This is a genomic window from Paenalicyclobacillus ferrooxydans, from assembly GCF_001399675.1.
In the GTDB taxonomy this organism is placed as follows: Bacteria; Bacillota; Bacilli; order Alicyclobacillales; family Alicyclobacillaceae; genus Alicyclobacillus_B; species Alicyclobacillus_B ferrooxydans.
In genome coordinates this window covers 357,331-381,889 of record NZ_LJCO01000008.1, presented here as the reverse complement: position 1 = coordinate 381,889, position 24,559 = coordinate 357,331, and the positions used below count along the sequence as shown (strand labels likewise).

Genomic DNA, 24,559 nt, shown 5'->3' with positions numbered 1-24,559 from the left:
AACAGCCCCTTTCGATATGCATTTAGGAAACCACCTTGAAGTCGATGAGTTCGAGGCGGTCTACCCAGCGCTGTGAGGGTGTCGCCTGAAATCGGATCGCGGTACCCTCCCGCAGAGACTTCAATTTTTGAACGACGCCCGGTTCTGCTGTAAGAAGCTCCAGAAGTTTCCCATCCAGGGATGCAAGACGGACCATCGCCGCTTCTGTATCCCGATAAGGCTTGAATTTCACCTCACTGACCGCCGCAATATCCTTTGCATCGGCCTCCGAATCGTGGTGCGGTCGCTCCTGCACGGCCATGGTGTCATCCACGATCTGCGTGTCCAAATACAAATCATCCGGAAGTTCGTCTTCCGGAATGGGTTCCACACTGGGCATCCCCGCAGTGAGCAGAGGGGGTCTTGTCAAGAAGTCGGTGAGTTTCATGTCGTCAATCCCCAGTGTCAGGACGTAAACAGTCTTCGGACGCCCATCCGGATTCACAATCTTCGGCACGATCCGTAGCTTTAACGGGACCATTGCAATGCGGCCACCCGTAAGTGCCAGGACCATTTGAATGCTGCCGTTCAAGTTGATCGTGGTGTGCCAGCTTGACGTATCCAGTTGCCAGGCACCGATGCCAGGAACATCCGGAAGAAAGAATTGGAGCTGTCCGAGTTCCTTACACTTCCCTTCCTGAAAAACAGGGCAATCACGATACAGACACGCAATTTGAACACGTCCACCCTGACCGTCCACACGATTCGCCGTTTCACCGTCCCCTTTGCAGTACAGTTCGTATCGCTCCCCGACACGTCGATAGGACGAGAGGAATTGCGGAAAGAACTGTTCTGGATTGTTGGACGGGAATGCAACTGTGATTTCCCGTGGCTGCTCTCCGTAGACAGAACGAAATGCTTCAACCGCTTTTTCACTGGTGGATTCATCCGGCTTCACGACGAAATAGTCCACCGCAGTCGGGTACTCATTCCCACTTCTCTCGGATTTTTGCTTAACACCGAGATGGATTTTCCCGATTCTTGGAATCCTTGAGACGTCACTACGGCCTTTAATCGGCATGTAGACTCCTCCCTCTTTAGACGGGTAGCAAAATGGGACATGCGTATATAACGCGCTCAATTGATTCCTCGCTTTTGGTCTTCTGATTCATGGTGAAGGTTGTTTTTGGATTCGGGATTCTAGAAGGCGACGTGGCGTCGCTGATGGTGGGCATTGTTTACGGGACACTCATAACTCGTTTCGAGGATGCTTATTGTCCGCTTGAATCACGCAATATCTGCGCGTGCGTCTTCGTGAATGGCGGAGCCGTTTGGTAGGGGCACTTCTCGAAGCACAGGTTCCTGCAGAGACTCCGGATGAGCGGATTCACTCGCCATGCCTTGACAGATCATCCGGTATAATCGCGCATCTTGTTCTTTGCGAAACTTCTCGTATTCACACCATTCACGCCATATCCAATCAAGGGTTCGACGTCGATAGCGAGACCATTCACTTTGGGTAAATGCTTTCGGTGCAATTGGAGACGGCATACGCGTCGTGAAACCCATTTCCGCCAGTTGTTCACGTGTCAATTGCTCAGCCGGATGACGAGGGAACTTCCGCTTGCTCGCAGGATACAACTCATTTCTCGCCATTTGAAACGGAATGCCTGTGAGCCAGGCATGAAATGCAACCACGCCTCCCTTGGCTCCGCATTTGTGGCAATAGAAGGTGTCCTTGACTGCAGAAACGTACAAGTGAAATTGTCTTCGTTTGTCTTGACACTCTGGGCAATGTGCTTTGAATTGCCCAAATCGTGCGGTTGGATAGAGTCGGAATCGATTGCGTAGGGCCACTTCTTCGATCCCAATCAATTGAATCACCTCCTCTGATTCGTGTTGATCCGCTGCCTGATTTCTGCAGTGTGGGATTCGAACTTGTCATCACCCCTCTCAAAGTTTTCAAACGCGCAGGAAACACAAAACAGACTCGCTCTCCTTCATTTTCAGGAGTACCAGTCTAATTTAGGTGTGTCCGTCCGCGCGGTGAATCCGTTCACACGGATCGAAACGCGTAAATCTTGAATTCAAACTAAATGGTTCGCTTTACTGGGGATACCGAGTTTTGATGTGGTGTCGCTGAATGAGGATTCTTGCCTATGGCGATGACGGTCATGTCATCTTGTTCATGTGGAAATCATCACTCGTTATTCCTACTCCACGATGACTCAATGTGTCGTCGCTTCTTCGGACGTTCCGGCTTTTTTCCCTGCTAAATCCCCACACAGGTCAGCCATTGTTTCCAATCTGTATGAATCCCTCTTTGAACTCAACGTTTCGTTGTCAAAGAATCAACTCACTACAGAAATGCATGGTCCATCTTCGACATTAAGCACGGCGCTTTTTTAGGGGATGCGCTGGAGCGGGTTTGTTACTCCAATGAACAATTCTTCGCATTTGCTACTCCATGTTCATCTTCTTCACTGCCCGTCAAGTATCGCGATGGTTTCGATACTGTATGCTCCACCCACGTGCTTCACTTATCCTCTATTCAAATACTATGGATAAGCTAGTTCCTGTAGGATGATGATCACAGGACTTTTCGATGGGGAATTTTATACAAATTCATAATAGATAAGCTAGATGCAATTTGTCAACACGCAGTTTCCCAACGTCATGTTGGGGTTTTGGGGTACAATGAATTTTAAAGGTTGACTCGTGGGTCTACGTCATCAGCTCGCGATATGGTAAAGGTTTTGCAGACCGTTATACCCCCATCCATCGGACTCCATCGAACGGAATTTAGACCCAAAGAATCCGCGTCCCAAAAGGATTCTAACGGAATCTAACTCCAACGAACGGAACCCACATCCAACTGCTCAGATTCCCAAAAAAATTCCCACGGGGATTCCCAAAGCACTCAGCGGCCTCGCCCAGTCAAGTTGCAGTGCAACGGGAAAGCACCGAGGGACATCCTAACGGGAAATGAGGAATCCCAATGTTCATCATCAAGTGTACGAAATGCAATAGAGAAGTCGAATGGAAAACAGGCTCCCAAGTCGGTCCGCATGGCAATTGAGGTGAGCGGTTCTGTGGTCATCTGCTCCTGCGGTCACGGTATCGCCGAGGACGCGGGTCATGATGCTTTGAGGGAGTTTGATGTGCCGACCGGGTATCGCAGTGAGGACGAGCCACTCGATCCCCGTGACTGATTCACGCATGAAGAGGAACAATATCCCATCACATTGCGAAGACAGCCACTCATTTTGTGGGCTGTCTTCTATCTTTTCAGCTTCAACGATACATTGTTCCAAAACGACCCTCAACGCCCCAGACAGCCCCTAAATCGCTGCAAAGGTGGTATTCGCCTGAAATTGCACGTGGTTGGGGTGTTCGTAAAAGGAACTGAAACATAAAAACGAGATGATCAACGCACCCTGCCTCGCGTCAAGTTCACGAATCCCAATGCAAGTAAACAAATCAGCACCGCCCCATCTGCAACCATCCAAGCCCCCTCTGAATGCAGACATGTACCCTGCTGTTCCAAACTTTGACCCCGACCGTATCAACAGTGCTGCCACTGACGTTCCCAAGGCGATGCCAATATTTTGTACCATTCGCTGAACAGCACCGATGGTTCCTTGTGATTCATTTCCCACTGCCCTCATGATCGCCGACAAATTTGCCGGGACAAAAACACCAGCCCCAAAGCCATACAGCAGTAGTAGTGCAACGATGGAGAGAATCATCCAATGAAGTTGCATTGCGCAGAGTGTCGCTAATGCTACGAACATGAGTCCCAAGCCTATTGCCATAAGCCTCCTTGCACCCCATGTTCCGATGAGCCTTCCAGATGCCCTAGAAAGTACAACCAGACCCAATGGCGTTGCCAGATTGACCAATCCAACCTTCCAAGGTGGAAGATGAAGTATCTGTTCAAGAAAATACGGAGGAACAATGAAGGCGATGGCCGTGGCAAAGCCAAGTACATTAACGGAAAGAATCGAAGCACTAAAGATGCCATTACGAAACAGTAGCAGTTTCACGATAGGCTGACTTGTCCTTGCTTCCCGAACAAAATAGATGATGAATGCTACTACAGCCAAGCAATATGGAAATATCCTCATAACTCCGTGCGAACCAGTTTCCGAAAGCCCATAAATAATCCCGAACACTGACGCACCCAGAAGGAAACTCCCCACCAGATTGAGTGAAGCTGTGTTTCTCGGCTCTTCTCCAATCCTCATCAGTCTCTGTGTACCAATAAGCCCCATCACGCATATAGGAATGTTGACCCAGAAAATCCATCGCCAACCGACAAACGACAAAAGTAATCCCCCAACACTTGGCCCAAGAACTGGCCCTAGACCTAGCATCATACCAAGTGTTCCAAGCGCAGCACCTTGGCGATTACGGGGAATCTGTGTCGTGATAATAGCCGCTGCCGTCGCTTGAAGCATTGCTGCTCCAATACCCTGAATTCCTCTAAACAGAATCAGTCCTACCGCAGACGAAGCGAAGCCACATAGGAGAGACGCAACTGCAAATAGAACCAACCCCGAGAAATAGACCTTCAGTCTGCCGATCCGATCACTGATTCTCCCAAAAATCACGATGGTAGCACTCAACAAAAGGAGATAGAGAGTGATAGACCAAGCCATTTCACTTATTCCCACATCAAACTTCCGCTCTAATGATGGAAGTGCGACATTGATTATTCCAGTGTCTAGTGTTGAGAGAAACAATCCCACGCTGGCCGTAAGCACGATCTGTATATCCCGCCGCTCAACAGCCCTTGACTGAATGATTGCTGTCTTTTCTTGCACTATACGTCACCCCCTTTTCAACGAACTGAGGCGATTGTAACCCGCAGATATTTCACGTATGATCGAAATATGAATATGTACAAAAACATCGCGTCCATCGCTGCCCTGATCGGCGATCAAACTCGAACAACAATTCTGGCTTCACTCGCTGACGGGAAGGCATTAACTGCTGGTGAATTGTCCCGGATTACCAAGGTGTCACCGCAAACTGCGAGTTCGCATTTGACTAAATTAGTGGACGGTGGACTTCTAACCGTTCAGATTCAGGGTCGGCATCGCTATTATCGGCTATCGAGTTCTTCAGTGGCTGAGATTATCGAAGCGATTGCGAAAATTGCACCCCCTTCTCCGATCCGTTCCCTTCGAGAATCTGAACAAGCAAAAAGGCTCCGATTTGCCCGCACCTGCTACAAACACTTAGCGGGAGAACTTGGAGTGGCCTTCACCACTGCACTTGTACAAAAAGGGTACTTTCAAGAGGGGGAAGAAAGCTACCAGCTTACCCCTTCAGGTAGCCAGTGGCTCAACGAATTCGGCGTTAAGACAAACCACACAGAACCGATCCCGCGCCATATTGATTGGACAGAGCGTCGTCACCACATTGGCGGGCCAATTGCTGTGTGTATCACTCGTCGCCTGACCGAACTGGAGTGGATTGCAGAAGGAGAAATTCGACGCTCGATTGTTGTGTCAAGCCTTGGGCGCAGCATGTTTGAACAGGAGTTTCAAATCAAACTGTGGAGTTGAGTGGCTGCAACTGGATTTGAAGTGCCGTCACCGAAGAGGAACAATATCCCATAGCATCAGGAAGACAGGCCGCACAGATTGGCCTGTCTTCGCTTTTCTGAACCCATGACGATACATTGGTCATCCAGTACCCAGAAGCCGTGAGAACGCCCGTTAAACGCCGCAAATGTGGTGCCCGCTTGAAACGGTGTGTGGGAGGGGTGTTCCGAGAAGCGTGTGAAAAGAAGGAGTCCATTCACACGGACTCCCTGCAAACAAACTCCTAGCCCCTTCAACCGCCATTTACGATGCTCCACATCCTCATTTGATGCCAGCGATTCTGAGGGTCAATACGTTGGGAAACCAACCAGTTCACCGCTCCCGTTCGTTGAGTTGGAGTCAATGAAACCTTCAACGCCCCACATAGATGATCAACGAGCGCACCAGCACCATCATGCGTTGCCAAATGATAACGATTATAGGAACGGAGAATTCCATATGTCCTCCGCCAATACAAAGGATTAGCGATTCGTCCCCGAAAGGTACTTAATAATCTCGGATCAAGCATATTATTCACCTCCCTTCGTTAAAGCCAATGATCTATAGTGACTTAATGCGATCAAGGGCCATACTTTGGGATAGATGTGATATCGAATGTGTAATGCTCCCGGAAACGCGGAACCCGTTGGCAGGTCTTCAGTCCATGTCTGACCATTAAAATGTGCTAACAACCAACCTACTGCCTTTTCACACGCTAACCAGATTTTCTCTTTTTCCCGTGCCATTTCTTCACATTCGAAGAGATATAGAAGAGAATCCAGTCCCCATGCAGTTTGGCTTGGCAATCCGAATGAGACGGGAACAAATCTCCCTTGGATATCACTTTGACACGACTCTCCGAAACTTCCGTCCAAATGCTGAATTGTAAATAGCCATTCTTTCGCGCGAGACAATGAATGATCACTACTAGCTACTTCTGCTGCCACAAGTGCCTTCACTGCACACCATGTTCCATAGATGTAAGTTGTGCCCCATCTACCAAACCACGATCCATCTGACTCTTGGTGTTTATGAATCCAACGTAATGCACGCACAATCTTGCGGTCGTCGAGTGGGAGTACATGGTTCCTGATGAGGAATTCAACGACCCTTCCTGTTATATCTGGAGTAGAAGGATCGCACATTGTCCGCTTCATATCGTTAGCAGGAATCCATTCCAACCAACGTCTATTGCAATTTTTATCAAATGCCGACCATCCACCGTCGTTGTTTTGCATCCCGAGCAGCCAATTCACACCGATCCACCATGACTTCTCAAACTGCTCCCGGTATGGGTACAGTGCCTCTAAACAAGCCACAGTATCGTCGATGTCAGGATGTATCGTATTGTTGCTTGAAAATGCCCATCCCCCCGGTTGACGCGGGTTTTTCAAAAACCACTCTCCAACATTCCTTTGTTGTTTAGATGCTAAATATTGAATAGCCCTTTCAACCGCTTTAGTTTGCAGTCGTACGCCAGTTGCTGAAATCGCATTAACTGCGAGAGCCGTATTCCAAATATGTGCATCACACGTTTGCTGGTGGCAATATCCTGTTTCCTGCTCCAAGTAAAGTGCCCGACGTAAGGCGTGAATCATATTTTGAATGTCAGGATGGTCAACTCCATATCCAAATGCGCGTAGCGCAAAGATAACCAGCAGTGTCGACGAGTGATACCCTGCTACTGTTCCATCAGATTCTCGTCTCTCCAACACCCACTTCAAACATCGATACAATCGTCGATGTGCTTTAGGTGATAGTTGTTTGCTCACGTCATGTTTTTCTGTGTAGTGCTGCGACTTCACCATTAAATTCGTCAAGACTGAGTTTTTCGGCTTGTCGGAAACGAACTTCAGCGATGATAGCAAAAGCATCGGCGCGACATGAAGGCGTGTGAATGTCACAATGTCCCAGATTCCAACAGGAAACCACTTTGAGAACAAGAGTAGATAAATCTTTGGTGATGGTAACCATGACCACGAAATTTCGCCGCCTAAAGCCAAGAATACTTTCGTAAGATTCCTGCACTTTTTCAATCCACCACTTTGCCGAATAAACGCCTCGGCAAGACGCTGCCGATCATCATACCCATCCCAGTATCCATATAGTTGAAGGGCGTAGTAACACTCCACAGTAGTCGATAAATCCCCTTGACCTGTGGGATAGATGCTCCATGCGCCATCACTTCGTTGAGTTGCGAGGATTTGCCGCAGGAGTAAATTCGTCCAATCGGTATCCGATACCCCTAATAAGTACAAAGCAATTGACGTTTGTGCATTAGGCATAGCTCCAGTATCAAAGCAATCTATCCAAACGCCTTGTGGTGTTTGACTTTTGAATAACTGCTGTAAAGCAGTTTGTATAATCGCATCCAATTTATCCCCGCGCGGACTTACGAAAACAGGAATCGTGCCAAATGATGCAACAATTAGCCAGAAGCGATCTCCCTTCATCTGACCCGAGCCAAATCATATTGTCCAAATTACCAAATACGGTATATAACCATAACTTCAAAACCGTTCTCCATGAAACATCACTCCGATTCGATTGCACCCCCAACGTCCGAATACACATCCACCCGAGAAGAACAATTGCTAACGCACGAAAAATCAAGTGGTCTAACAATTTATCTACGCTTGCAGCTAAAACAATCTGTGCAATACCAAGGAGAACCCCCACAATCATTAGAATGCTTCGCTTTTGTACTCGACTGGAGGTGGGCAACAATAAACCCGCGAGAAGTGCGTTATCGATTGTGACAACGAGAGCGATCAGGATAATTCCTAAAAATTTCGCCATATTTCACCTCAAATCAAAGACTCCACTCTACATCCCCAATAAAACAACCGGGGAAATTAGTCGGGCAAGCTGGATTGCTCATCTCTATCGACGTGTTCTGTCTTCAAATCAAAATGTATTCATGAACTGGACAACCATTCGAACTTACTAGACAAAAGTCAAATAGAAAAACTAGTGCAATACCCCTCCCCATCAAATGTCTCAAGTGATTGGCCCACGCTTCTTCGCCATGCGAAACGTATGCTACACGGTAAGTCCAATCAGAATTGAGGAGGTTTTACAGTGGGAACATTTGGCGGCTACACACAATGGGCAGTCGTTTTCCTGATCATCTTTGTGTTGTTCTTCTTGCTTGTACCGGGCTACGGCGGCGGCTTTGGCGGCGGAGCAGGTGCTGGCGGCGGAATGGGCGGCTATTAAGAAACGCAGCTTCTGAAAGGAGTGAAATCAATGGGTGGCGCATTTGGCGGCTACACTCGTTGGGCAGTTGTGTTCCTGATTATTTTCGTTCTGTTTGTCTTGATTGCACCTGCTGGCGGTGGCGGGTACTAAAAGTTCAGGGCAGCCATGCAACGTGGCTGCCCTGTTTCATCTGTTACGATATTTTGAGATCGATTGTTTTTGTAGGCCCGCTATGAACTTGAATCTCAAAGGTCAAAGCGACCTCTGTACCGGGTTTAAGGTTCGCAGGGAGTGTGAACGACTCACTGAACATTCCTGCACCGTCTGTCTGCATTTGTGTGTGCTTCAGAAGGCTTGAACCATGTGTGACTCCCGATGACAAGTCGGCGGAAATGGCATCGTTGTAAAAGTCCGACGCTAAACGACCACTGATTTCAATTGTCTGTCCGGGTTTTACACTTTCAAGATTCGTAGGTGATGTGACCACAAACGATTGACCCTTCGGCACTACCGTCTGCGGTGCCAAGCTCCACTGCGAACCACTCCAAGACGCTCCCATGAACAATCGCTGCTGCAAGAATAAGTCAGCGTAATAGACTGGGATATAAGTCGTATCAACGCCACTTGCCGGGTCTTTCGCAACTAACTTGGGTGCCCTCAAAAATTCATCCTGCACCGCGCCGATAGAGAATTGCATTTGTCCTGCGGGTGGATTTCCAACGGACGGTGCCCCGGCCACATTCACCTCCCACCCGTTGGGGGTTGTACCGATGTCCAACGAGTTGCCATTCCACGTTGCTTGCACTCCAACTGATTTCAATGCCTCTTGCAAATAGTAGACAGGCACCCAACTTGTCAGTTTTCCTGACCAAGGATCGTTTGCGACAACGTGCTCAGGTTGTAGGGTTGCTTGCCCTGTCACAGAAATTGTCGTAGGCGCATATGCGACCTGCGTGGAAGCGTGCGCTACAACTGGCATTAGACCTTGTGAAGCGATGGCTCCGGCAGCGATTACTCCAATTACAGCAGCTTTATTTTTCACTGCTAATTCATCCTCCCAATGGTTATGCAGATTTCGGCTCTCATGGCCGTTGTCAGTGATGTAGACGGAGAGGACACGGTGGAGGTTACGGAAGTTGTGCGGTAAATTATGTATGTCACCCACACCATTCGGGGTTACAGAATTCGGAAAGCATATCCCTTCGCTTTGTAGTAACGAATAATGTCCGGTAATGCTCGAACTGTTAATTGGCTTTGACTGATTCCGTCATGAAACAATACAATCGACTCCGGCCCTGCGTTTCTTTCAACATTATGCACAATGTTCGCAGCCGACTTCGCTTTCCAGTCCAAAGAATCCACTGTCCAGAACACAACAGGGTGCCCCATTTTTCGGATGACGGGTATTTCTCGACGATCTATACCCCCATATGTGGGGCGATAGTACAAAGGCTTGTGCCCGGTCACTGCAACGATGGCTGTGTCAGCCATTTTGATTTCGGATTTGACCACAGATTCTGGCGCGTGGGTCAAATTCCTATGATCATATCCATGACTTCCGATTTCGTGCCCCTCTCGCTTAATTCGGCGAACAATTGCAGGTAATTCACGGCACCGATACCCAAGAACAAAAAAGGTGGCATGAACGTGCTCACGACGCAATACGTTAAGGATTTGAGGCGTGTAAACCGCGCCCGGCCCATCGTCGAAAGTCAGGTACAGAACCTTTTGCCCGGCTTGAACAGGTTTTGTATTCACAAGACCCAATGTCAAAAACAAAATGCCGCAGGATATGACAGCAGCAACTCGAATCAGCAATCTACTTTGTAACACGAAAAACCACCACACAATTATGTAAGGTTATCCCAATCGGCTTGTGGATATGTTAAAATTGTCCACACATACTTGATTGAGAATGTTCGAAACACGTAATGGCGCGGGAGGGATGTGAATGGGCAAACAACAACCTTTCAGATGGTACAGGATTATCGGGCACCCTCAGGACGGTCGAAGCACCGATTTCGTATATTACGTCGAGTCCTCATCGTCTCACAACGTGATCAAATATTACGGAAAGTGGCGCAAGTGTGAAACGGAGAACGGTCGCATCACTGTTCAGTTCCCCTTCCACGAGAACGGCGTCCAATTGATGCCGCCAACGTGGGTTCCCGAACGGGCCGAGCCAATCGACAGTAGCGTGACCACGGTTGTCAAAGTGATACCTGCTACCCGTTACGTTTGCGAGTGCGGGAAGGAACATGCTTCTGAATTTCCATGACCTTCGATGTGGTGTAGTTGTGGGAGAAAGGCATATCCAGTTGGAAAGATACCGTCTCAGGAGAGATTCCAACAACACGGAAATCATCCCTTGGAAACTGGTACTTTACCAAGTAAACTTATCAGGGTCAATCAATCTTAAACTCCGAACGTCCTTAAAGTGACCGTGGCCGAAAGGGCGTTCAGGGATTCACATTCACTATGTGCGCAACTCGTAGTCAGCCTTCATTATTCAAAATTTCCTCCCGTTCTTCCTCTGATAGTTCATCGAATTCAAGCTGCTTCAAAATCTTTTCGACCACATCTATCGGTAGTTTCGCTTCTTTTAAGCGCATCAAAACATACTCTCGTGGTGATAAATCCCCCAAAACCTTACCCCATTTACTCGGTATTTGTTTGGCACCGACTTATCGTATCAGCTTTGAATTCGGTCATCTGTCGAACCGAGTCGACGTCTCGTATTTTGACCCGACTTCCATCAGAACATGCCGAATGAGCGTGTAAAACTTATACACGACCACATATGCAACCAAGTACGAAATGAACGTCCACGCGAGGTTCCAGCCGTTCCCGTAGCTTGCGTGCCCAATAAAAACGGCAAAGCCTTCGAGCAGTGTAGTGCTTATTGAGAAAACCAGTACCATAGACAGCGACCGTCCGAATCGCCGAATCAATACAATGCACCAGCACCCTAGAACCGGATACAAGCCCATGTTGAGCGGCAATGCAGAAAACGTCTCTATGCGCGTGTATGGGGCCAGATTCCACCATTCCAAGCCGAATCCAACAGCGTTAATCAAGAATGATACAACGGAGGCAAAAGGGGCCACTGTGAGGACTGTAAGAGGATGATTGCGATAGAGAAAGGCACCAAGAATCCAAGGCAGAACGAAACCGAGCGCGATATTCAGCAGCATAGTTCCGTCCGCCTTAGGGCACGAAAACTACTCTGTACTGCGAGGGTTAGGCGCCCCCCGACCATTTTGTGGAAATTACATAATGTGTTGCAGGTGGCCATGTGATAGTTCACGCCATTGCTCTGATGAAACCCTGTCTGAAAAACCCGATGAAGGTCATTTTTCTCGCGCAACTGCCTACATTGGATACAATATACTCTCAACTCATCTGTCAAACTCATCACGTCACCGCCGTCCACTGCAATATATCTCCAGTTTACCGAGTTCTTCTCGTGAAATCTATACGCTCATATTCACCTTTGCAAGCTGCTTGCATTCGTATAGTCGTTCATCGGCTATCGCATAGCATTCCTCCAAGGAGTCACCTTCGATTCCCCACACGGCCCCTCCTACACTAACCGAAAGCCCGTCCGACTGTTCCTCAACTGCCCGCCGAATCCTCTCCATAGCGGCAAATGGGTTGGCCTTGTCGTACTGCATGAGCACGGCAAACTCATCTCCACCAAATCGAGCCACCAGATCACCAACTCGTACGTTCCGACTAATGATACCAGCTATTTGCCGTAGTGCATTGTCCCCCGACGGATGACCTTCCGTGTCATTAACCTGTTTCAGGTCATCCATATCCAGCAAACCAAACACAAGCTGGTTGCCAGAAGCCTCGCAGTCCTGTAATAATTGAGGGACTTGTGCTTCTAAACCTCGGCGGTTGAACAATCCCGTAAGGAGGTCACGGTGACTCGCTTCCTCCGCGATTCTTCCTGTTAGAATGAAGTCAAGTGCCAACGACACCTGTGCAGCGCAGGAATCCATCAGTGCGGTTGCCGTTACGACAGACACCCGATCTGCGGGCTTTGTACGTGCGACAACAATCGCTCCGATCATTTGCTCACGTGAAACCAGAGGCCAGATTCCAACTTCGAGCAATCCGTATTCTTTCCATGCTTCTTGCAAGTCGAATGGCATACCCTCAATTAGCATCCATCGTTCCATGAGCGGATGTAGCAACTCCATCTGACCTAGTGCTTGGTCAACATCGGCTTGCAATCGTTCTTCATCGCTTGCAAACACACCCCACGATGCGTAGACAGTCGGATTTTGCGGCGTTACGCCGTTTGTCAGAACCCGTTTCCGATATACAAAGAATCCAGAGTCAGCGTCGGCGAACTCGCGCAAATCCGTAGCGGCCATCTCAAACAGTTCCATACCACGTGTGGCACGCGACCACTCCCGTGAACGATGGCAGAATCCACGCAAAACACTCTCGTTCAACCGAGTCACCCCCTTAAAACATCACAAAGCCCCTCCGCCATTATGACGAAGAGGCTATACACTGTACCTATCCCGAAGCGGCCTCCCGAAGGAGGTTACGCGCTTGATTTGTCTCTTCCCGTTTCCTATTCGATGAGTGTTTCCGAATTCCTCCATTGAAACCGCGTGAAATTCTTCTATTGAGGAAAAAACTTTTTCACTCGTATTACGAAATCCCCTCCAAATTATCGACGTATTTCCGCAGTCTCTGTATTCTCAAAATATGAACTGCCGTAGACGTGGTTCTTCTAGCTACGCACTCTGCTGAGAGACCGTGTTACAATTCACTATAGTTTTTACATGGGAGGCCACTTCAATTGCTTGATACTCAAGACCCTATTTTCCAAAAGCTTCATGGGGCAGTGTACACCAATCCAGAGGTCGTAAATTTAATACTTGATCTTGTTGGGTATACGGTTGATAAACCCCTATTTACTCAACGGTTGCTTGATCCATCAGCCGGGGATGGTGCCTTTTTGATTCAAGCTGTCTCGCGGTTGCTTTCATCGTACAAAAAGCGCAATGGAAGCATCCGAGATACGGTCGAAGCCTTGTCTTCGTGCATTCGTGGAATAGAAATAAATCCACAGGCTCAAGGATTGTGTAAACAAAATTTGAAAACTGTGATGAGTAGCCACGGCCTTACCAACATCGAAATTACTCAACTCCTAGACAAGTGGCTAGTATGCGAGGATTTCCTACTCTGGAACAGGGATTTACTGTCTTCAGACGAATATGGAAACTCTCGATTTGACTACGTGGTTGGCAATCCACCATATGTTCGGCAAGAACTCATCCCAGATGCAAAGATGAGTCTATATCGGTCGCTGTACTCAACCATCTACGACCGTGCAGATTTATATGTCCCTTTTATACAGCATAGTTTGGAACTCTTAACCACTAATGGCTCATTGTCGTTCATTTGTGCTGACCGTTTTATGCGGAATCGCTATGGGAAGCGGTTGAGGGATTTTATCGTTTCGAATTATCAATTGAAGTACATTATCGACATGCACAAAACCAGCCCTTTCGCAGACGATGTATCTGCCTATCCCGCGATTTTCGTCATTTTTGATTCCAGTGATGATGAATCGGTTCACGTACTGTCTATGGAGACAGTCGATGAAGATTCATGCGACAAGGCTCGTAGAGTTCTCCTAAATGAAGAGCAGGCAAGTTCCAACGACGGCATTGTATCTCATCGCTTCGATTATTGGGTAACGGGTGATGCGCCGTGGATTTTAGAATCAGCCGACCACCACGCCGTCTTACGCAAGTTGGAGGCGGAACACCCGCTAATCGAGGACGAAACGCACGGTATCAAAGTTGGAATCGGCGTTGCAACTGGTGCTGACCGGGTTTATATAGTAAATCCTACAAAGCAAGACATCGACATTGAGGCGGAGGCTCTACTGCCAATCGTGACGACACGTGACATTGCCAGCGGCGAGATACGATGGAGTGGCAAGTACGTTATCAACCCGTTCATGTCAGACGGTTCTCTTATTGATTTGGACGAGTATCCAAAGTTGAAGAGGTACTTTGACATACATGGAGAAGTTGTAAAGAACCGCAACGTGGCGAAAAAATCGGGTGCAAAATGGTACAGGACGATTGATCGAATTTATCCTGAACTGGTTGGTACGCCGAAGTTACTGATTCCAGATGTGAAGGCGGATAACCACATCGTAAAGGATGAAGGTCGCTACTACCCGCACCACAACTTGTATTACGTGTTACCGGGAAAGTGGGACATTGATGCGTTGCGTGCCATTCTGCTCTCATCTGTGGTTCGGTTCTTTATCTGGTCATATGCGGTCAAGATGCGTGGCGATTTTCTAAGGTATCAAGCTCAATACCTTCGCCGAATCCATCTTCCTATGCTTGATTCCATCACCGATGAGCAGCTAGTTGCACTGAAAAATCCAGCTTTAATGGCGGACAAAGAGACATTAGATCGACTTGTTGCTGAAATTTACGGTTTGACGGATTCAGACCTAGAAGTAATTCGCAAAACTGTAGTTTGACGGAGGAACACGCTTTGAACATCTTCATTCCAGCAAAAGATGAACTAGACGAACGAACCAAGGAAGCCATCCGCTTTTTTTGGACAACCCGCTTATCACAGCAAGGGAAAAACATGGATCGCGGCGTGCAAAATCAAGGCACACGCGGCGCAGTTACGGGCGGTAAACAGTTAGATGGTTTCTTGGAAGTGCTTAGGTGGATTCTGTTGAAAAACGGGGTAACTGAGGACGAGATATTCACGTCTGGAAAGCTAGAGTTGCCGGGGTTCTATCGCCCATCAAAGCAATGGGATTTGGTCGTAGTTCGGCAACAGCAATCGGGAGAAAAACGATTGATTGCAGCGGTGGAACTGAAATCACAAGTTGGTTCATTCGGTAACAATTTTAATAACCGCACTGAAGAGGCGATGGGCAGTTCGCTGGACATTCTGACGGCTTACCGTGAAGGAGCTTTTGGTGATTCCGCACCTTCACCGTGGTTAGGCTATCTGATGGTTTTGGAAGAGTCCCCAAAGTCAACGGTGCCTGTTCGGGTGGCCGAACCTCATTTCAACGTCTTTGAGGAGTTTCGAGATACATCCTACGCACAACGGTATGAGTTGTTTTGCAAGAAACTCTTGTTGGAGCGAAACTATACGGCTGCGGCGTTTCTCATGTCAAATAAAAGTTTCGGGCCGGAAGGGAATTACGGCGAACCGTCTGACGACTTGACCATGTACACTTTCGTTCGCTCGTTGGTCGGTCATATCGTCGGTTCATAAGTCAAGGTATTCCAGTGTCCCGGAAATCCTCCGGGACATCTTATATCCAGCCCAAAAACCTCAAGGCAATCGAAAATGCGATAATTGAAAACATGCTAATCACGAGCCATAAAATTGACCGACTGGTACGAAACACCTTCTTGTCACGAATGTACGATAACTTCAGCAATTCAAATGCCAGTGTCTTAGATATTTCTTGACTCAATGTATCACCTGAAGCTTTCTGCAATAACTCCCTCACGCTCATAGTGAGTGATGACTTGCGTCTTTCACGAAACAAATCGAAAAATCCCATCTTAGGTGCTGCGTTTATTGAAAACGGAATTTGACTCGCTACTCCATCGGCCTTAACATGACAACTGGCATCCAAAATAGGCGAGATAGAGCGGAGACTTGATAAGATAGTCACAACAATTGCAAATAAGCTAAATATCCCTATGGCCACAACGATAGACAAAACCAATGGATGCCTCGTCTGAATATGCTTGAGCAGGGGAGTTACTAATTCAAGGAAATACCCCGCGATGATTCCGCTGCTGACGATAACAACGCCCGCCTTGGTATCCGTGAACCGAATTGTGTTCTGCGTATCTTCAATGGCTTTATAAAGAAATTCAATTGCCTCCGAAGAAACATTGAAACTTGGCGGGCTAGTTTGCCCCATGCTACTCTTCCCTTCTCACTTCATACCCGTCACTGTGTCCTAACTTGTGAAACCTCATTTTTCCACCCTCGCTGGTTGGCCACAAATCTTTAATTTGTTGACTTACCACGACTGAATCTGTTCCGTCAGAATACTTGCTGGCCTTGTTGATGCAATCACCAAACGCTTTCACATCGTAGTTGTCGTAGGTACCAATTTTCGTAACAACCACTGAACCGTGATCTATTCCAACGCCGCATTGAAAAAGCCAGTCTATGCCCCCGTCTTTCAGCACGGGATTCACTGCGTTTTGCACAACATCAATTAGTTTCAATCCGCACGTCCCAGCTTGTTGAGCAGCCCAAGACTTATTCATTTCAGATTCTTTTCCACCAAAAAACGCCATCACACCATCACCCATGAAGTCCATCACATATCCACCAAATTCCTCAATGGTGTATGCTACTCCCGGAAAGAAGGCATGTAGAGACAGAAATGTTTTTTCTGCTCCAATTCGATGAGCACGCTTTGTTGAGTTTCGGATGTCGATGAAAAGTGCAGTATAGTTGTCCTTTTCGTAGTCACCGAACTCCATCTCTTTTGCATGATAGCCCGGAACAACGTCGGATATAGGTTCGGCCATTTTGAAACTGTCCGTCATACTCTTTGCCATGAGCATTTTCCCACGCGCACGATCAAAATGCTCTTTAACCAGCCTTTTTGCTTCAGTCATGCTGAATGACATGAACCCACCCCCACGCATAGCTAAAACACAAACGTCTGTTCGCATTCATTTTATCATATCTACCAGACACAATGGATTATGAGTCCGATTGGCCACGTTGTCCTAAGGCCATATATGTCCAGATCGAGTGTTCAGGCTATAAGTGAGAATTTGGGCACATCAAAACTCGCCACTTCAGTATGGAGAGTAGTGGCGAGTAGTTATGTAAATCTATGATAGTCACGATGGATTTCACTAATATCTTTACTGCAACCCTTTTCAAATCACAACCCCATAAAACTCGCGCCGATTCTTCCCCTTGACCTCCACCATCACCTCATCTCCCACATGTAACAGCCGGTACATCCTAGGCGTCGATATACTGATACGAACGCCGGGTCTAATTTCCGCCTTGAAAAGGCCGTTATAGACGTGCGTGATTCTGGCTCTCAGCCGAGCCCCCCGTTGAATCCGATCACCAACTGCATGAAAGGGATTCGGCAACAAATCGCGACGTGAAACAAGGGGACCGTTGTTGCCTATCGACACCACTTGAACATTAAATCCTTCGCCGATGTGTCCTACGAGGTTCGTATCCCAATCATAAAACGATCGCGGCATCAAAGCCTGATAGCCTGCCACATTCATGATGTATCCACCGCGAATTTCAGCTTGAATGACACCATAGACTTGTCCGCCCTCAACCACTCGTCGTGCATTGATTTCACGCAGACGCTCAAGCGCCTTTTTACGATTGAGGACAAGAACCGGATTCGCTTCGTCTTCTAGGTCAAAGTCATCGATGACGGCTGAAATCCAATAATTGAGCAAGCGCTCCGGGTTATCCGCAGCGGCTACACCTGAATATTCCTCTTCCATCGGCAAGATGATTTTCGCTGAACCGATGTCTCCGATCAGAAACTTCTTGCGTTCCCCACGTAGTGACACCGACTCCGTACCAAACAGGCGATAGTGTGCGACCGCTGCACTTTTCTTCCATGCCTTAGCCACCGCTGGAAGCTGTTTGTCCGCAATCTCTTCCGGGTTCCCCAGCAGCGCCCCTTCAGCGAGGGTATTCACGTATATGACCTGGCTGTTTTCCATTTACATTCTCCTCTCGGTACTGACTGTGGCATCTTTCGTCACGGTAACACTTAGAGGAATAGGAATCGTGCCAAAATCGTGCCACCTACATGCGATTTTTACGGTTAAATCCACACTTCGGGCAACGCCACTTTCGCTCATCGGGTGTCAACTCAAGATAGGCCTCCTGGCAATCCGGGCACTGTTTCCCCTGTCGACATTCGCTAGGGACGTCAGGTGGTGTTTCTCGCCGACGCAAATCGAATCGATGCACAGATGAGGTGGCTTGCTCCTGACCGCTCTCATTTTTCGTGTGATGTATTGATGCAACGTTCTCCATCAAATTGGCCATCTCTAACGGGTCAACATCCAACTCCTGTTGTCTGCCCATATCTTCCTCAACGGATTCGTATGGATCCGTCGTCGCCAAGGCTTGCACGTGTATCACCTCATTCGGGTTCGCCGTCGGTTTCACAAACGATGTTTCTCCCAAAGCCGTCGCATCCAACGTATGTAATGCCACGTTCGTGGTCGATAAATCAGACGCTGCTTCCTCCAGACCTCCTTGTACTAAGCCTAACGGAGTGAGCTTAACTTCACTCCGCCTCAATCGCAGGAACAAGTGAGTAGTACCGGGTCTGCCAGCGTCTGATGGTGAACTTAGAAATCCCCGCTTTTGCTTGGCCCAAGTATCGGCCACCGATGTATAACCGATAAATGGCACCTGAGCCTGGTTATCAAGGGTCAACAAGAATACGGCTTCATCTTTAGTGAGGCCATACGACAAGTCCTCAATCCGAAAACGCGGATCCACCTCTTCCCTTGCACTCACTCGTCGGTCAATATTGCGGTTGTCAAACCAAAACCAATTTAGCTTATTCTCCATTTTCGTTTCTTTGACATTGACCACCGTACCAAGTGCGTCCTCAAAAAACTTTGCGTCATTCGAGGATGGTGCGGGAAAGACAATCTTGTTACGACAGTTCCCCTCCACGACTTCAAGAAACTTTTTACTCACATCTTGTAACTGTGATCGCGCTTGAATGGCCAGCATCATGGCGACCCGATATTTCCGGATCTGTGAGAACGCCTCAATAAACGAATCGGTTCCGAACACTGAAAACTCGTCAGCGTATAAATACACTGGCCGGCGTGTCCACTCACTACCATCTCGACTCAGCGCGTACGTCTTCATGGTGATGAGGAACAGCTTCCCGAACAGTTTGCCAAACGTGCGGTTGCCGGTAATGACGACAATTAACCGACCAGGCTCTTCTTTGCCCGCCCGAAAGAACGACTGAAAATCAAACATCGGTAGTTCGCCTCGGCGCAGAACCTGCCGCATTCGCTCATTGGTCGCGAGCTCGTTGACAACAATTTTGAGTCCCTTCGTGATTTTCTCCAGGTGCTCCAATTTGGCCTCTGTTCGTGTGTCCATGAGGAATGAGCGTGCGGCGGATAACACCAAGCTGCGATGGTGCTCCTCCATGTCATCATATCGAGCCTCGATATACGGTCGTTCATGCGCCCACAAGTCTGAAAGGCTGCCACCATCGTCCTTCTTTCCCTTGCCATGCTCTGCTGTTCGCCCCAGTGCATGGTCATACACCATCGTACACACCGTGCGAAAATGTACAGGGTCCGTGACAAGCTCTGCAAATTGAACGAAGTCCGTCTCCGGCCAAAGTGGCACTTGGACCTGTATAACCGTACGAACGAGATCGTCCTGGGCATTCTGAAAAAATGAGTCCTGCTCGCCCATCTGCTCCTTCAGCACAACGCGGACGTTATCCACGATATCCGCGATATCCCCGCCTGAAAATGGATTGAAAGACACCGTGCTGACATGCCCCGATCCTCCCCGTAGGTCGATAACGTCTCGCTTTACGCCAAGCTTTGTTGCGAAGTCGAGTGCACTCTGTGCAAATCCTCCATCGGGATCGAGAACAATCACGTCCATCGGATTTCCGTCAGCCATTCTGCGGATGTCCTGATACACGCCCTTCGTCAAAATACGGCTGGTCTTCCCAGTTCCCGTACTCCCGACAACCAGTGTGTGAAGAAAGCGATCTCGCCCCTCTAATACAATCGACCGACCATTATCTTTTCGAACCCCAATCTCGATGTCAGCCAGCGCGTAGTCCCCATCTTCCCGATCTCGTTTCTGTACGGTAGAGGCACTGGCTGTCCTACAACGATGAAGAAGGTTGGTTCGCGCCCTGGGTGACATCATTCGATATGTAAGAAACGTCACCGCGGTCATGATTGCAATGAGGATGACGGCGGCAATGAGCCAAGGACTCTGATGAGCCAATGGATTCATCGAATTCAGGTTGGGGAACACACTTTGCATCTGAAACTGTGGATGAAGGAAGTCTACACTGTTTGCCCCGTTCACAGGTGTACGCTCGGCATGTTGTGTCGGATGGATAAGCGACGATTGCCAACGCACCACAGCCTGATGAATACGTACCAGACCAAAACCCAAGCCACCAAGAACGAGGACACCAGCGATTGTGGCACCTAACCCCAATGCTTTATAGAGGAATTTGTAAAAGAAGAAGACAACCAGCCCTGTACCAAGCACGATCCAGACTGCCCCTGGGATAATCCCCAATCCGTGCATGATGCTCGAACCGGGTATGATTGTCGGTGGTTGCATACCCTTCCCCTTCCCTCATTCAAATCTTTATTGTATCTCTGTCGAAACTCGTGTTCCGTTTGTGCATGTTAATAGACGATCAGTCCAACAAAAGCCAACACCGCAAGTCCCCCGATTAAATGGTCCACTGGGCTTCCGGTACGCACGAGCCGAATGCCTTGTCGATGTTTCCATGGCCACAACAACGGCACCCCACCTGCAACCGCATCTGCGGCCATGTGCAGAGCGTAGCCAAGAACAAGCCCATCTGCGACAAATACGAAGTGCAGGTGGGTAAAGCCTTTGAGTGCTTCAATAACACCCATTGCAAAGATAAAGAGACCTACGAGACTATGCGTAAAGGTCCGGTGAGGGGTGAACATCGCGCCGACTGTCCAACCTGCCAGTAGAATGGCGGCAGACAGCGGTATGTCATGATGTAGCCCAAGATAAACCACCCCGGCACCAAGTAGCCCGAGTCCGGCAAGACGAGATGTGTTCCCTTTCGTACTACTCAACCATCCAAAAACAACCACAAATATCCAGGCAGTCATGGAAGTCTCAAGGTGCAATAACAGGATGGATGCAATTAGGACCCCGATGATCGCCAGTTGACCGATCCGTTCCACCTTATGCGCCATCGTCGAGTCCGCTTGATCCAAGTCTGGAATGATACTCCCGACAACGGCAGCAAAAGCCATCGTGGCCACGGTGGCCAGTGACGTCGAGCCTGATGAACTGTGTAACATCTGCCTCAATGGTTCCGAAGGTGCATGTTCAATGAGCGGTAGCAAAGTCGCTGCGCCCAGTGCCCCTATGGCCATGTGGGTTCTTCCAAGCATGATAGATAGCCCTCCTCGTGATGCGGACTTTCCCTAGGCTATCACGTCTTTGGGTATACCGTTGATGGTTTTTGATCCAATTGGAATGAAGGTAACTCACTGGTCGAGTCGATGCTTGCCATCTTCGTGTCATTCGTTATTCAGTGAAACGATTGAGCGGCAATTTCGAATCCCATCGCCTCACTGATTTGAATTGTCTTGCGATGTCTTATCCATACGCTCAGGTTGCTCATCCCTGGAGGGCTTTGATGTACCGTGACATTTCAAACGCCGTATCGCCATACGTCTCAGACGATAAGAGATAAAGGTTTTCCCTTGCGCGAGTAATGGCGACATAGCAAAGGCGGGTTTCTTCACGTACCCCTTCTTCTGTCAGCGACTTTTTGTGCGGAAGCAGTCCTTCGACCAGACCTGTTACAAATACCGTTTCGAATTCCAATCCTTTGCTCCGATGAATAGACATCAATTGCACAGCGTCCCGCTTTGGCGATTGACTCCACTCGATAACCCAATCCACGAACCGTAAGAACTCAGGTATGGTTTCATATCGAGTGGCGGAATGGATGAGCGAGTCGACCCACTTTATCGGCTCTAAATCATCTTGAGACCGAACAAGCCCGGGTTCAGCTTCAACGAGCCATCGGATGGCATCCGCTGGAGACAAGTGTTTCTCGAGTTCTGTGATGGTCCTTATAAACGCTTGGCACTTCTCATGATTTTTCACAGCTTCCCAGCCACCCTGTTGCACGTCGCGTACGACTGCATTTGGTACAAATCGCTTGGGACGGTTGATCAGTGGTCCCCACAGTGTCGGATCCGATTTGTCACACACCATACGAAGGTAATCGAGAATCACCTTTACATCCCGGCTTTCATAGAAATGGCTGTCCCCAACAATCTGATAAGCGATCCCACGTTCGGCCAGAGCCTCTTCATACACGCGGGACTGTATATTCGTCCGATAGAGCACGGCGTACTCGTTGTACGGAACTTCTGGCCACCTTTCTTTCATTTGCTGAATTTCATTCGCGACAAAACGCGCTTCCTCCACGTCTGACTGTACAGTCACAATCTGAACAACGGCACTTTCAGAGATGCCACGGTTCGCCTGCACACGCTTTTCGATCTGGTGCCCTTGGTTCAATTCGATAACACGATTCCCGAGATCGACAATCAGGTCATGCGACCGATAATTCATCGACAGCACGACTTTCTTCGCATTCGGAAACTGCCGTAGAAACGACTGCATCAGCGCAGGCCGGGCACCCCGAAATCCGTAAATACTCTGCCAATCGTCACCAACCACACACAAGTTCCGCGTCTTTTTCACCAATTCACATAAAAACAGCCACTGTATCTGGTTGACGTCTTGAAACTCATCGACCAGAACATAGTCAAAGCGATTTTGCCACTGTTGTGCGAGGTCAGGGCGCGTCTGAAACAGGCGCACAGCATGGAGTAGGAGGTCCTCGAAATCCAGCTTCTTTTTCTCTAACTTCAGATTCTCATATGCCTTGTACACCTTCCCTAGTGCCCCGTCAACCTGCATCGGCCAAAGTGCATTCGCCTTTGCGCGACACACGCCAAGAGTCGCCTCGTTCTGCGCCAAAATCTTCCCTACCCCATGACGATTGTGTGACCCGCCTGGTGATTCCAGTACCTGTTCAATCAACCACGAAGGTTCCGTTACCACACTCCAACCCTGACCGAGTTGCGGCATCACCATACGGTAGGCTATCGAGTGAATCGTTCCGATGGTAATCTGATTTCCACGGCTCCCAAGGACAGCAACCAATCTATCCTTCATTTCGTCTGCCGCCTTACGGGTGAACGTACACGCAAGAATCCGTTCCGGTTTCACGCTGTTTTCTACAAGTAAGCTCATCCTCGCAATGAGCATCGCCGTTTTTCCTGACCCAGCCGCCGCGACAACAATACATGGACCGTCTTTATGGATCGCCGCCTCTCTTTGTCCAGCATTGAGTTCTACTACGTTTGGCACGAACGTTCTCCTTTCGTCCCGTGATATGTCTGGATTGAATGTATGGTCCGAGTAGTCATCCGCGGTTATGGACGTTGCGGATATCATCTGGATTTGCTTGTTGGGAACTTCGGGAGCATCGTCACGCAGGGTGGATGGGATTGATTTGGACGTCGTGAGGGGGCGGTTACCGCGAAAGCAGGATTCAGCATGCTGATGATGCTTATTCGTCACGAGGCAATACGTCGGAGGGCGGATTCGAATTCTCCGGATGTGCATAGGGATCGGCTTGTCATCACACATGCATGCAACTTCGGCGCGTGCCTCGTACAGTTCATGGAGAAGTTCCTGAGTGGCAGCATCGCCTTGTATCAAGTCTGCATACGCAAGTTTGAAGTTGCGCCGTCCTACGGTAGCCCGAATCCAAGTCCCCATCTTGTACCCCTCCCCGACGATTACAGCAGGATATCAGATACAGGGTAGCTGACACGTGATGTGTTCGAACGCCAACTTTGTGCCACATCCGCATTCTCGTACGGCGTGTAGTAGTAGGAAAACGAGGCGTCAAAATATACCTCATC

General features: G+C 48.7%; 21 protein-coding genes. 5 read left to right on the top strand and 16 right to left on the bottom strand.

Features of this window, described 5'->3' with window-relative positions:
- Positions 1-22 precede the first annotated feature (22 nt).
- From AN477_RS01855 to AN477_RS01840, 4 genes are all read right to left on the bottom strand, one after another.
- Positions 23-1,060, bottom strand: coding sequence for a recombination directionality factor (locus tag AN477_RS01855; RefSeq protein WP_054967468.1), 1,038 nt, complete (start codon positions 1,058-1,060; stop codon positions 23-25).
- Between the two features lie 206 nt (positions 1,061-1,266).
- Positions 1,267-1,854, bottom strand: coding sequence for a CHC2 zinc finger domain-containing protein (locus tag AN477_RS01850; RefSeq protein ID WP_083485852.1), 588 nt, complete (start codon positions 1,852-1,854; stop codon positions 1,267-1,269).
- A 1,133-nt stretch (positions 1,855-2,987) separates the two neighbouring features.
- The gene (locus AN477_RS01845; protein WP_054967467.1) at positions 2,988-3,293 is read right to left on the bottom strand and encodes a hypothetical protein; all 306 of its coding nucleotides are present in this window, start codon (positions 3,291-3,293) and stop codon (positions 2,988-2,990) included.
- Between the two features lie 27 nt (positions 3,294-3,320).
- Positions 3,321-4,805 (bottom strand): MFS transporter, encoded by a 1,485-nt coding sequence (locus AN477_RS01840; RefSeq protein ID WP_054967466.1) that lies wholly within the window; start codon positions 4,803-4,805, stop codon positions 3,321-3,323.
- A 75-nt stretch (positions 4,806-4,880) separates the two neighbouring features.
- On the opposite strand from AN477_RS01840, the gene AN477_RS01835 reads away from it, so the two are divergent.
- The gene (locus AN477_RS01835; protein WP_054967540.1) at positions 4,881-5,552 is read left to right on the top strand and encodes an ArsR/SmtB family transcription factor; all 672 of its coding nucleotides are present in this window, start codon (positions 4,881-4,883) and stop codon (positions 5,550-5,552) included.
- A 548-nt stretch (positions 5,553-6,100) separates the two neighbouring features.
- On the opposite strand, the gene AN477_RS01825 is transcribed toward AN477_RS01835, so the two are convergent.
- Positions 6,101-8,023, bottom strand: coding sequence for a prenyltransferase/squalene oxidase repeat-containing protein (locus AN477_RS01825; RefSeq protein ID WP_083485849.1), 1,923 nt, complete (start codon positions 8,021-8,023; stop codon positions 6,101-6,103).
- A gap of 628 nt (positions 8,024-8,651) precedes the next feature.
- On the opposite strand from AN477_RS01825, the gene AN477_RS24930 reads away from it, so the two are divergent.
- Complete coding sequence (locus AN477_RS24930) at positions 8,652-8,789, top strand: hypothetical protein (RefSeq protein ID WP_169787832.1); 138 nt, start codon at positions 8,652-8,654, stop codon at positions 8,787-8,789.
- 175 nt (positions 8,790-8,964) lie between these two features.
- Here AN477_RS24930 and AN477_RS01815 read toward each other — a convergent pair whose 3' ends face one another.
- Complete coding sequence (locus AN477_RS01815) at positions 8,965-9,813, bottom strand: hypothetical protein (RefSeq protein WP_054967462.1); 849 nt, start codon at positions 9,811-9,813, stop codon at positions 8,965-8,967.
- A gap of 134 nt (positions 9,814-9,947) precedes the next feature.
- On the bottom strand, positions 9,948-10,604 hold the full coding sequence (locus AN477_RS01810) for a polysaccharide deacetylase family protein (protein ID WP_054967461.1): 657 nt from the start codon (positions 10,602-10,604) through the stop codon (positions 9,948-9,950).
- Between the two features lie 118 nt (positions 10,605-10,722).
- Here AN477_RS01810 and AN477_RS01805 point away from each other — a divergent pair, with 118 nt between their 5' ends.
- Positions 10,723-11,049, top strand: coding sequence for a hypothetical protein (locus AN477_RS01805; protein WP_054967460.1), 327 nt, complete (start codon positions 10,723-10,725; stop codon positions 11,047-11,049).
- A gap of 217 nt (positions 11,050-11,266) precedes the next feature.
- Here the strand turns inward: AN477_RS01805 and AN477_RS24160 are convergent, their stop codons facing one another.
- From AN477_RS24160 to AN477_RS01795, 3 genes are all read right to left on the bottom strand, one after another.
- Entirely contained in the window at positions 11,267-11,416 is a 150-nt protein-coding gene (locus AN477_RS24160) for a hypothetical protein (RefSeq protein WP_157061737.1), read from the bottom strand.
- A 63-nt stretch (positions 11,417-11,479) separates the two neighbouring features.
- Positions 11,480-11,965, bottom strand: a complete 486-nt coding sequence (locus AN477_RS01800; RefSeq protein ID WP_054967459.1) for a CBO0543 family protein — start codon at positions 11,963-11,965, stop codon at positions 11,480-11,482.
- Between the two features lie 279 nt (positions 11,966-12,244).
- Positions 12,245-13,237 (bottom strand): GGDEF domain-containing protein, encoded by a 993-nt coding sequence (locus AN477_RS01795; protein ID WP_054967458.1) that lies wholly within the window; start codon positions 13,235-13,237, stop codon positions 12,245-12,247.
- A gap of 356 nt (positions 13,238-13,593) precedes the next feature.
- On the opposite strand from AN477_RS01795, the gene AN477_RS01790 reads away from it, so the two are divergent.
- Both AN477_RS01790 and AN477_RS01785 read left to right on the top strand, forming a co-directional pair.
- Positions 13,594-15,303, top strand: coding sequence for an Eco57I restriction-modification methylase domain-containing protein (locus AN477_RS01790; protein WP_054967457.1), 1,710 nt, complete (start codon positions 13,594-13,596; stop codon positions 15,301-15,303).
- Positions 15,304-15,317: 14 nt separating this feature from the next.
- Positions 15,318-16,064: a PaeR7I family type II restriction endonuclease gene (locus AN477_RS01785; RefSeq protein WP_211265933.1), complete on the top strand. Its 747-nt coding sequence runs from the start codon at positions 15,318-15,320 to the stop codon at positions 16,062-16,064.
- A 40-nt stretch (positions 16,065-16,104) separates the two neighbouring features.
- Here AN477_RS01785 and AN477_RS01780 read toward each other — a convergent pair whose 3' ends face one another.
- The 6 genes from AN477_RS01780 to AN477_RS01755 form a co-directional block, all read right to left on the bottom strand.
- Complete coding sequence (locus AN477_RS01780) at positions 16,105-16,728, bottom strand: Pycsar system effector family protein (RefSeq protein WP_054967456.1); 624 nt, start codon at positions 16,726-16,728, stop codon at positions 16,105-16,107.
- Between the two features lies 1 nt (position 16,729).
- A complete protein-coding gene (locus AN477_RS01775) occupies positions 16,730-17,452 on the bottom strand; it encodes an adenylate/guanylate cyclase domain-containing protein (RefSeq protein ID WP_054967455.1) in 723 nt (240 codons plus the stop codon).
- Positions 17,453-17,710: 258 nt separating this feature from the next.
- A complete protein-coding gene (locus tag AN477_RS01770; protein WP_054967454.1) occupies positions 17,711-18,535 on the bottom strand; it encodes a hypothetical protein in 825 nt (274 codons plus the stop codon).
- 85 nt (positions 18,536-18,620) lie between these two features.
- A complete protein-coding gene (locus AN477_RS01765; RefSeq protein WP_157061762.1) occupies positions 18,621-21,176 on the bottom strand; it encodes a type IV secretion system DNA-binding domain-containing protein in 2,556 nt (851 codons plus the stop codon).
- A gap of 68 nt (positions 21,177-21,244) precedes the next feature.
- A complete protein-coding gene (locus AN477_RS01760; protein ID WP_054967453.1) occupies positions 21,245-21,997 on the bottom strand; it encodes a metal-dependent hydrolase in 753 nt (250 codons plus the stop codon).
- Between the two features lie 229 nt (positions 21,998-22,226).
- Positions 22,227-24,413: an ATP-dependent helicase gene (locus tag AN477_RS01755; protein WP_054967452.1), complete on the bottom strand. Its 2,187-nt coding sequence runs from the start codon at positions 24,411-24,413 to the stop codon at positions 22,227-22,229.
- Positions 24,414-24,559 lie beyond the last annotated feature (146 nt).

Bases quoted from the DNA above. Each gene is read 5' to 3' on its own strand.
- AN477_RS01855 (WP_054967468.1), bottom strand. From the start codon at position 1,060: ATGCCGATTAAAGGCCGTAGTGACGTCTCAAGGATTCCAAGAATCGGG.
- AN477_RS01835 (WP_054967540.1), top strand. From the start codon at position 4,881: ATGTACAAAAACATCGCGTCCATCGCTGCCCTGATCGGCGATCAAACT.
- AN477_RS01825 (WP_083485849.1), bottom strand. From the start codon at position 8,023: ATGAAGGGAGATCGCTTCTGGCTAATTGTTGCATCATTTGGCACGATT.
- AN477_RS01805 (WP_054967460.1), top strand. From the start codon at position 10,723: ATGGGCAAACAACAACCTTTCAGATGGTACAGGATTATCGGGCACCCT.
- AN477_RS01800 (WP_054967459.1), bottom strand. From the start codon at position 11,965: ATGCTGCTGAATATCGCGCTCGGTTTCGTTCTGCCTTGGATTCTTGGT.
- AN477_RS01780 (WP_054967456.1), bottom strand. From the start codon at position 16,728: ATGGGGCAAACTAGCCCGCCAAGTTTCAATGTTTCTTCGGAGGCAATT.
- AN477_RS01775 (WP_054967455.1), bottom strand. From the start codon at position 17,452: ATGTCATTCAGCATGACTGAAGCAAAAAGGCTGGTTAAAGAGCATTTT.
- AN477_RS01770 (WP_054967454.1), bottom strand. From the start codon at position 18,535: ATGGAAAACAGCCAGGTCATATACGTGAATACCCTCGCTGAAGGGGCG.
- AN477_RS01765 (WP_157061762.1), bottom strand. From the start codon at position 21,176: ATGCAACCACCGACAATCATACCCGGTTCGAGCATCATGCACGGATTG.
- AN477_RS01760 (WP_054967453.1), bottom strand. From the start codon at position 21,997: ATGCTTGGAAGAACCCACATGGCCATAGGGGCACTGGGCGCAGCGACT.
- AN477_RS01755 (WP_054967452.1), bottom strand. From the start codon at position 24,413: ATGGGGACTTGGATTCGGGCTACCGTAGGACGGCGCAACTTCAAACTT.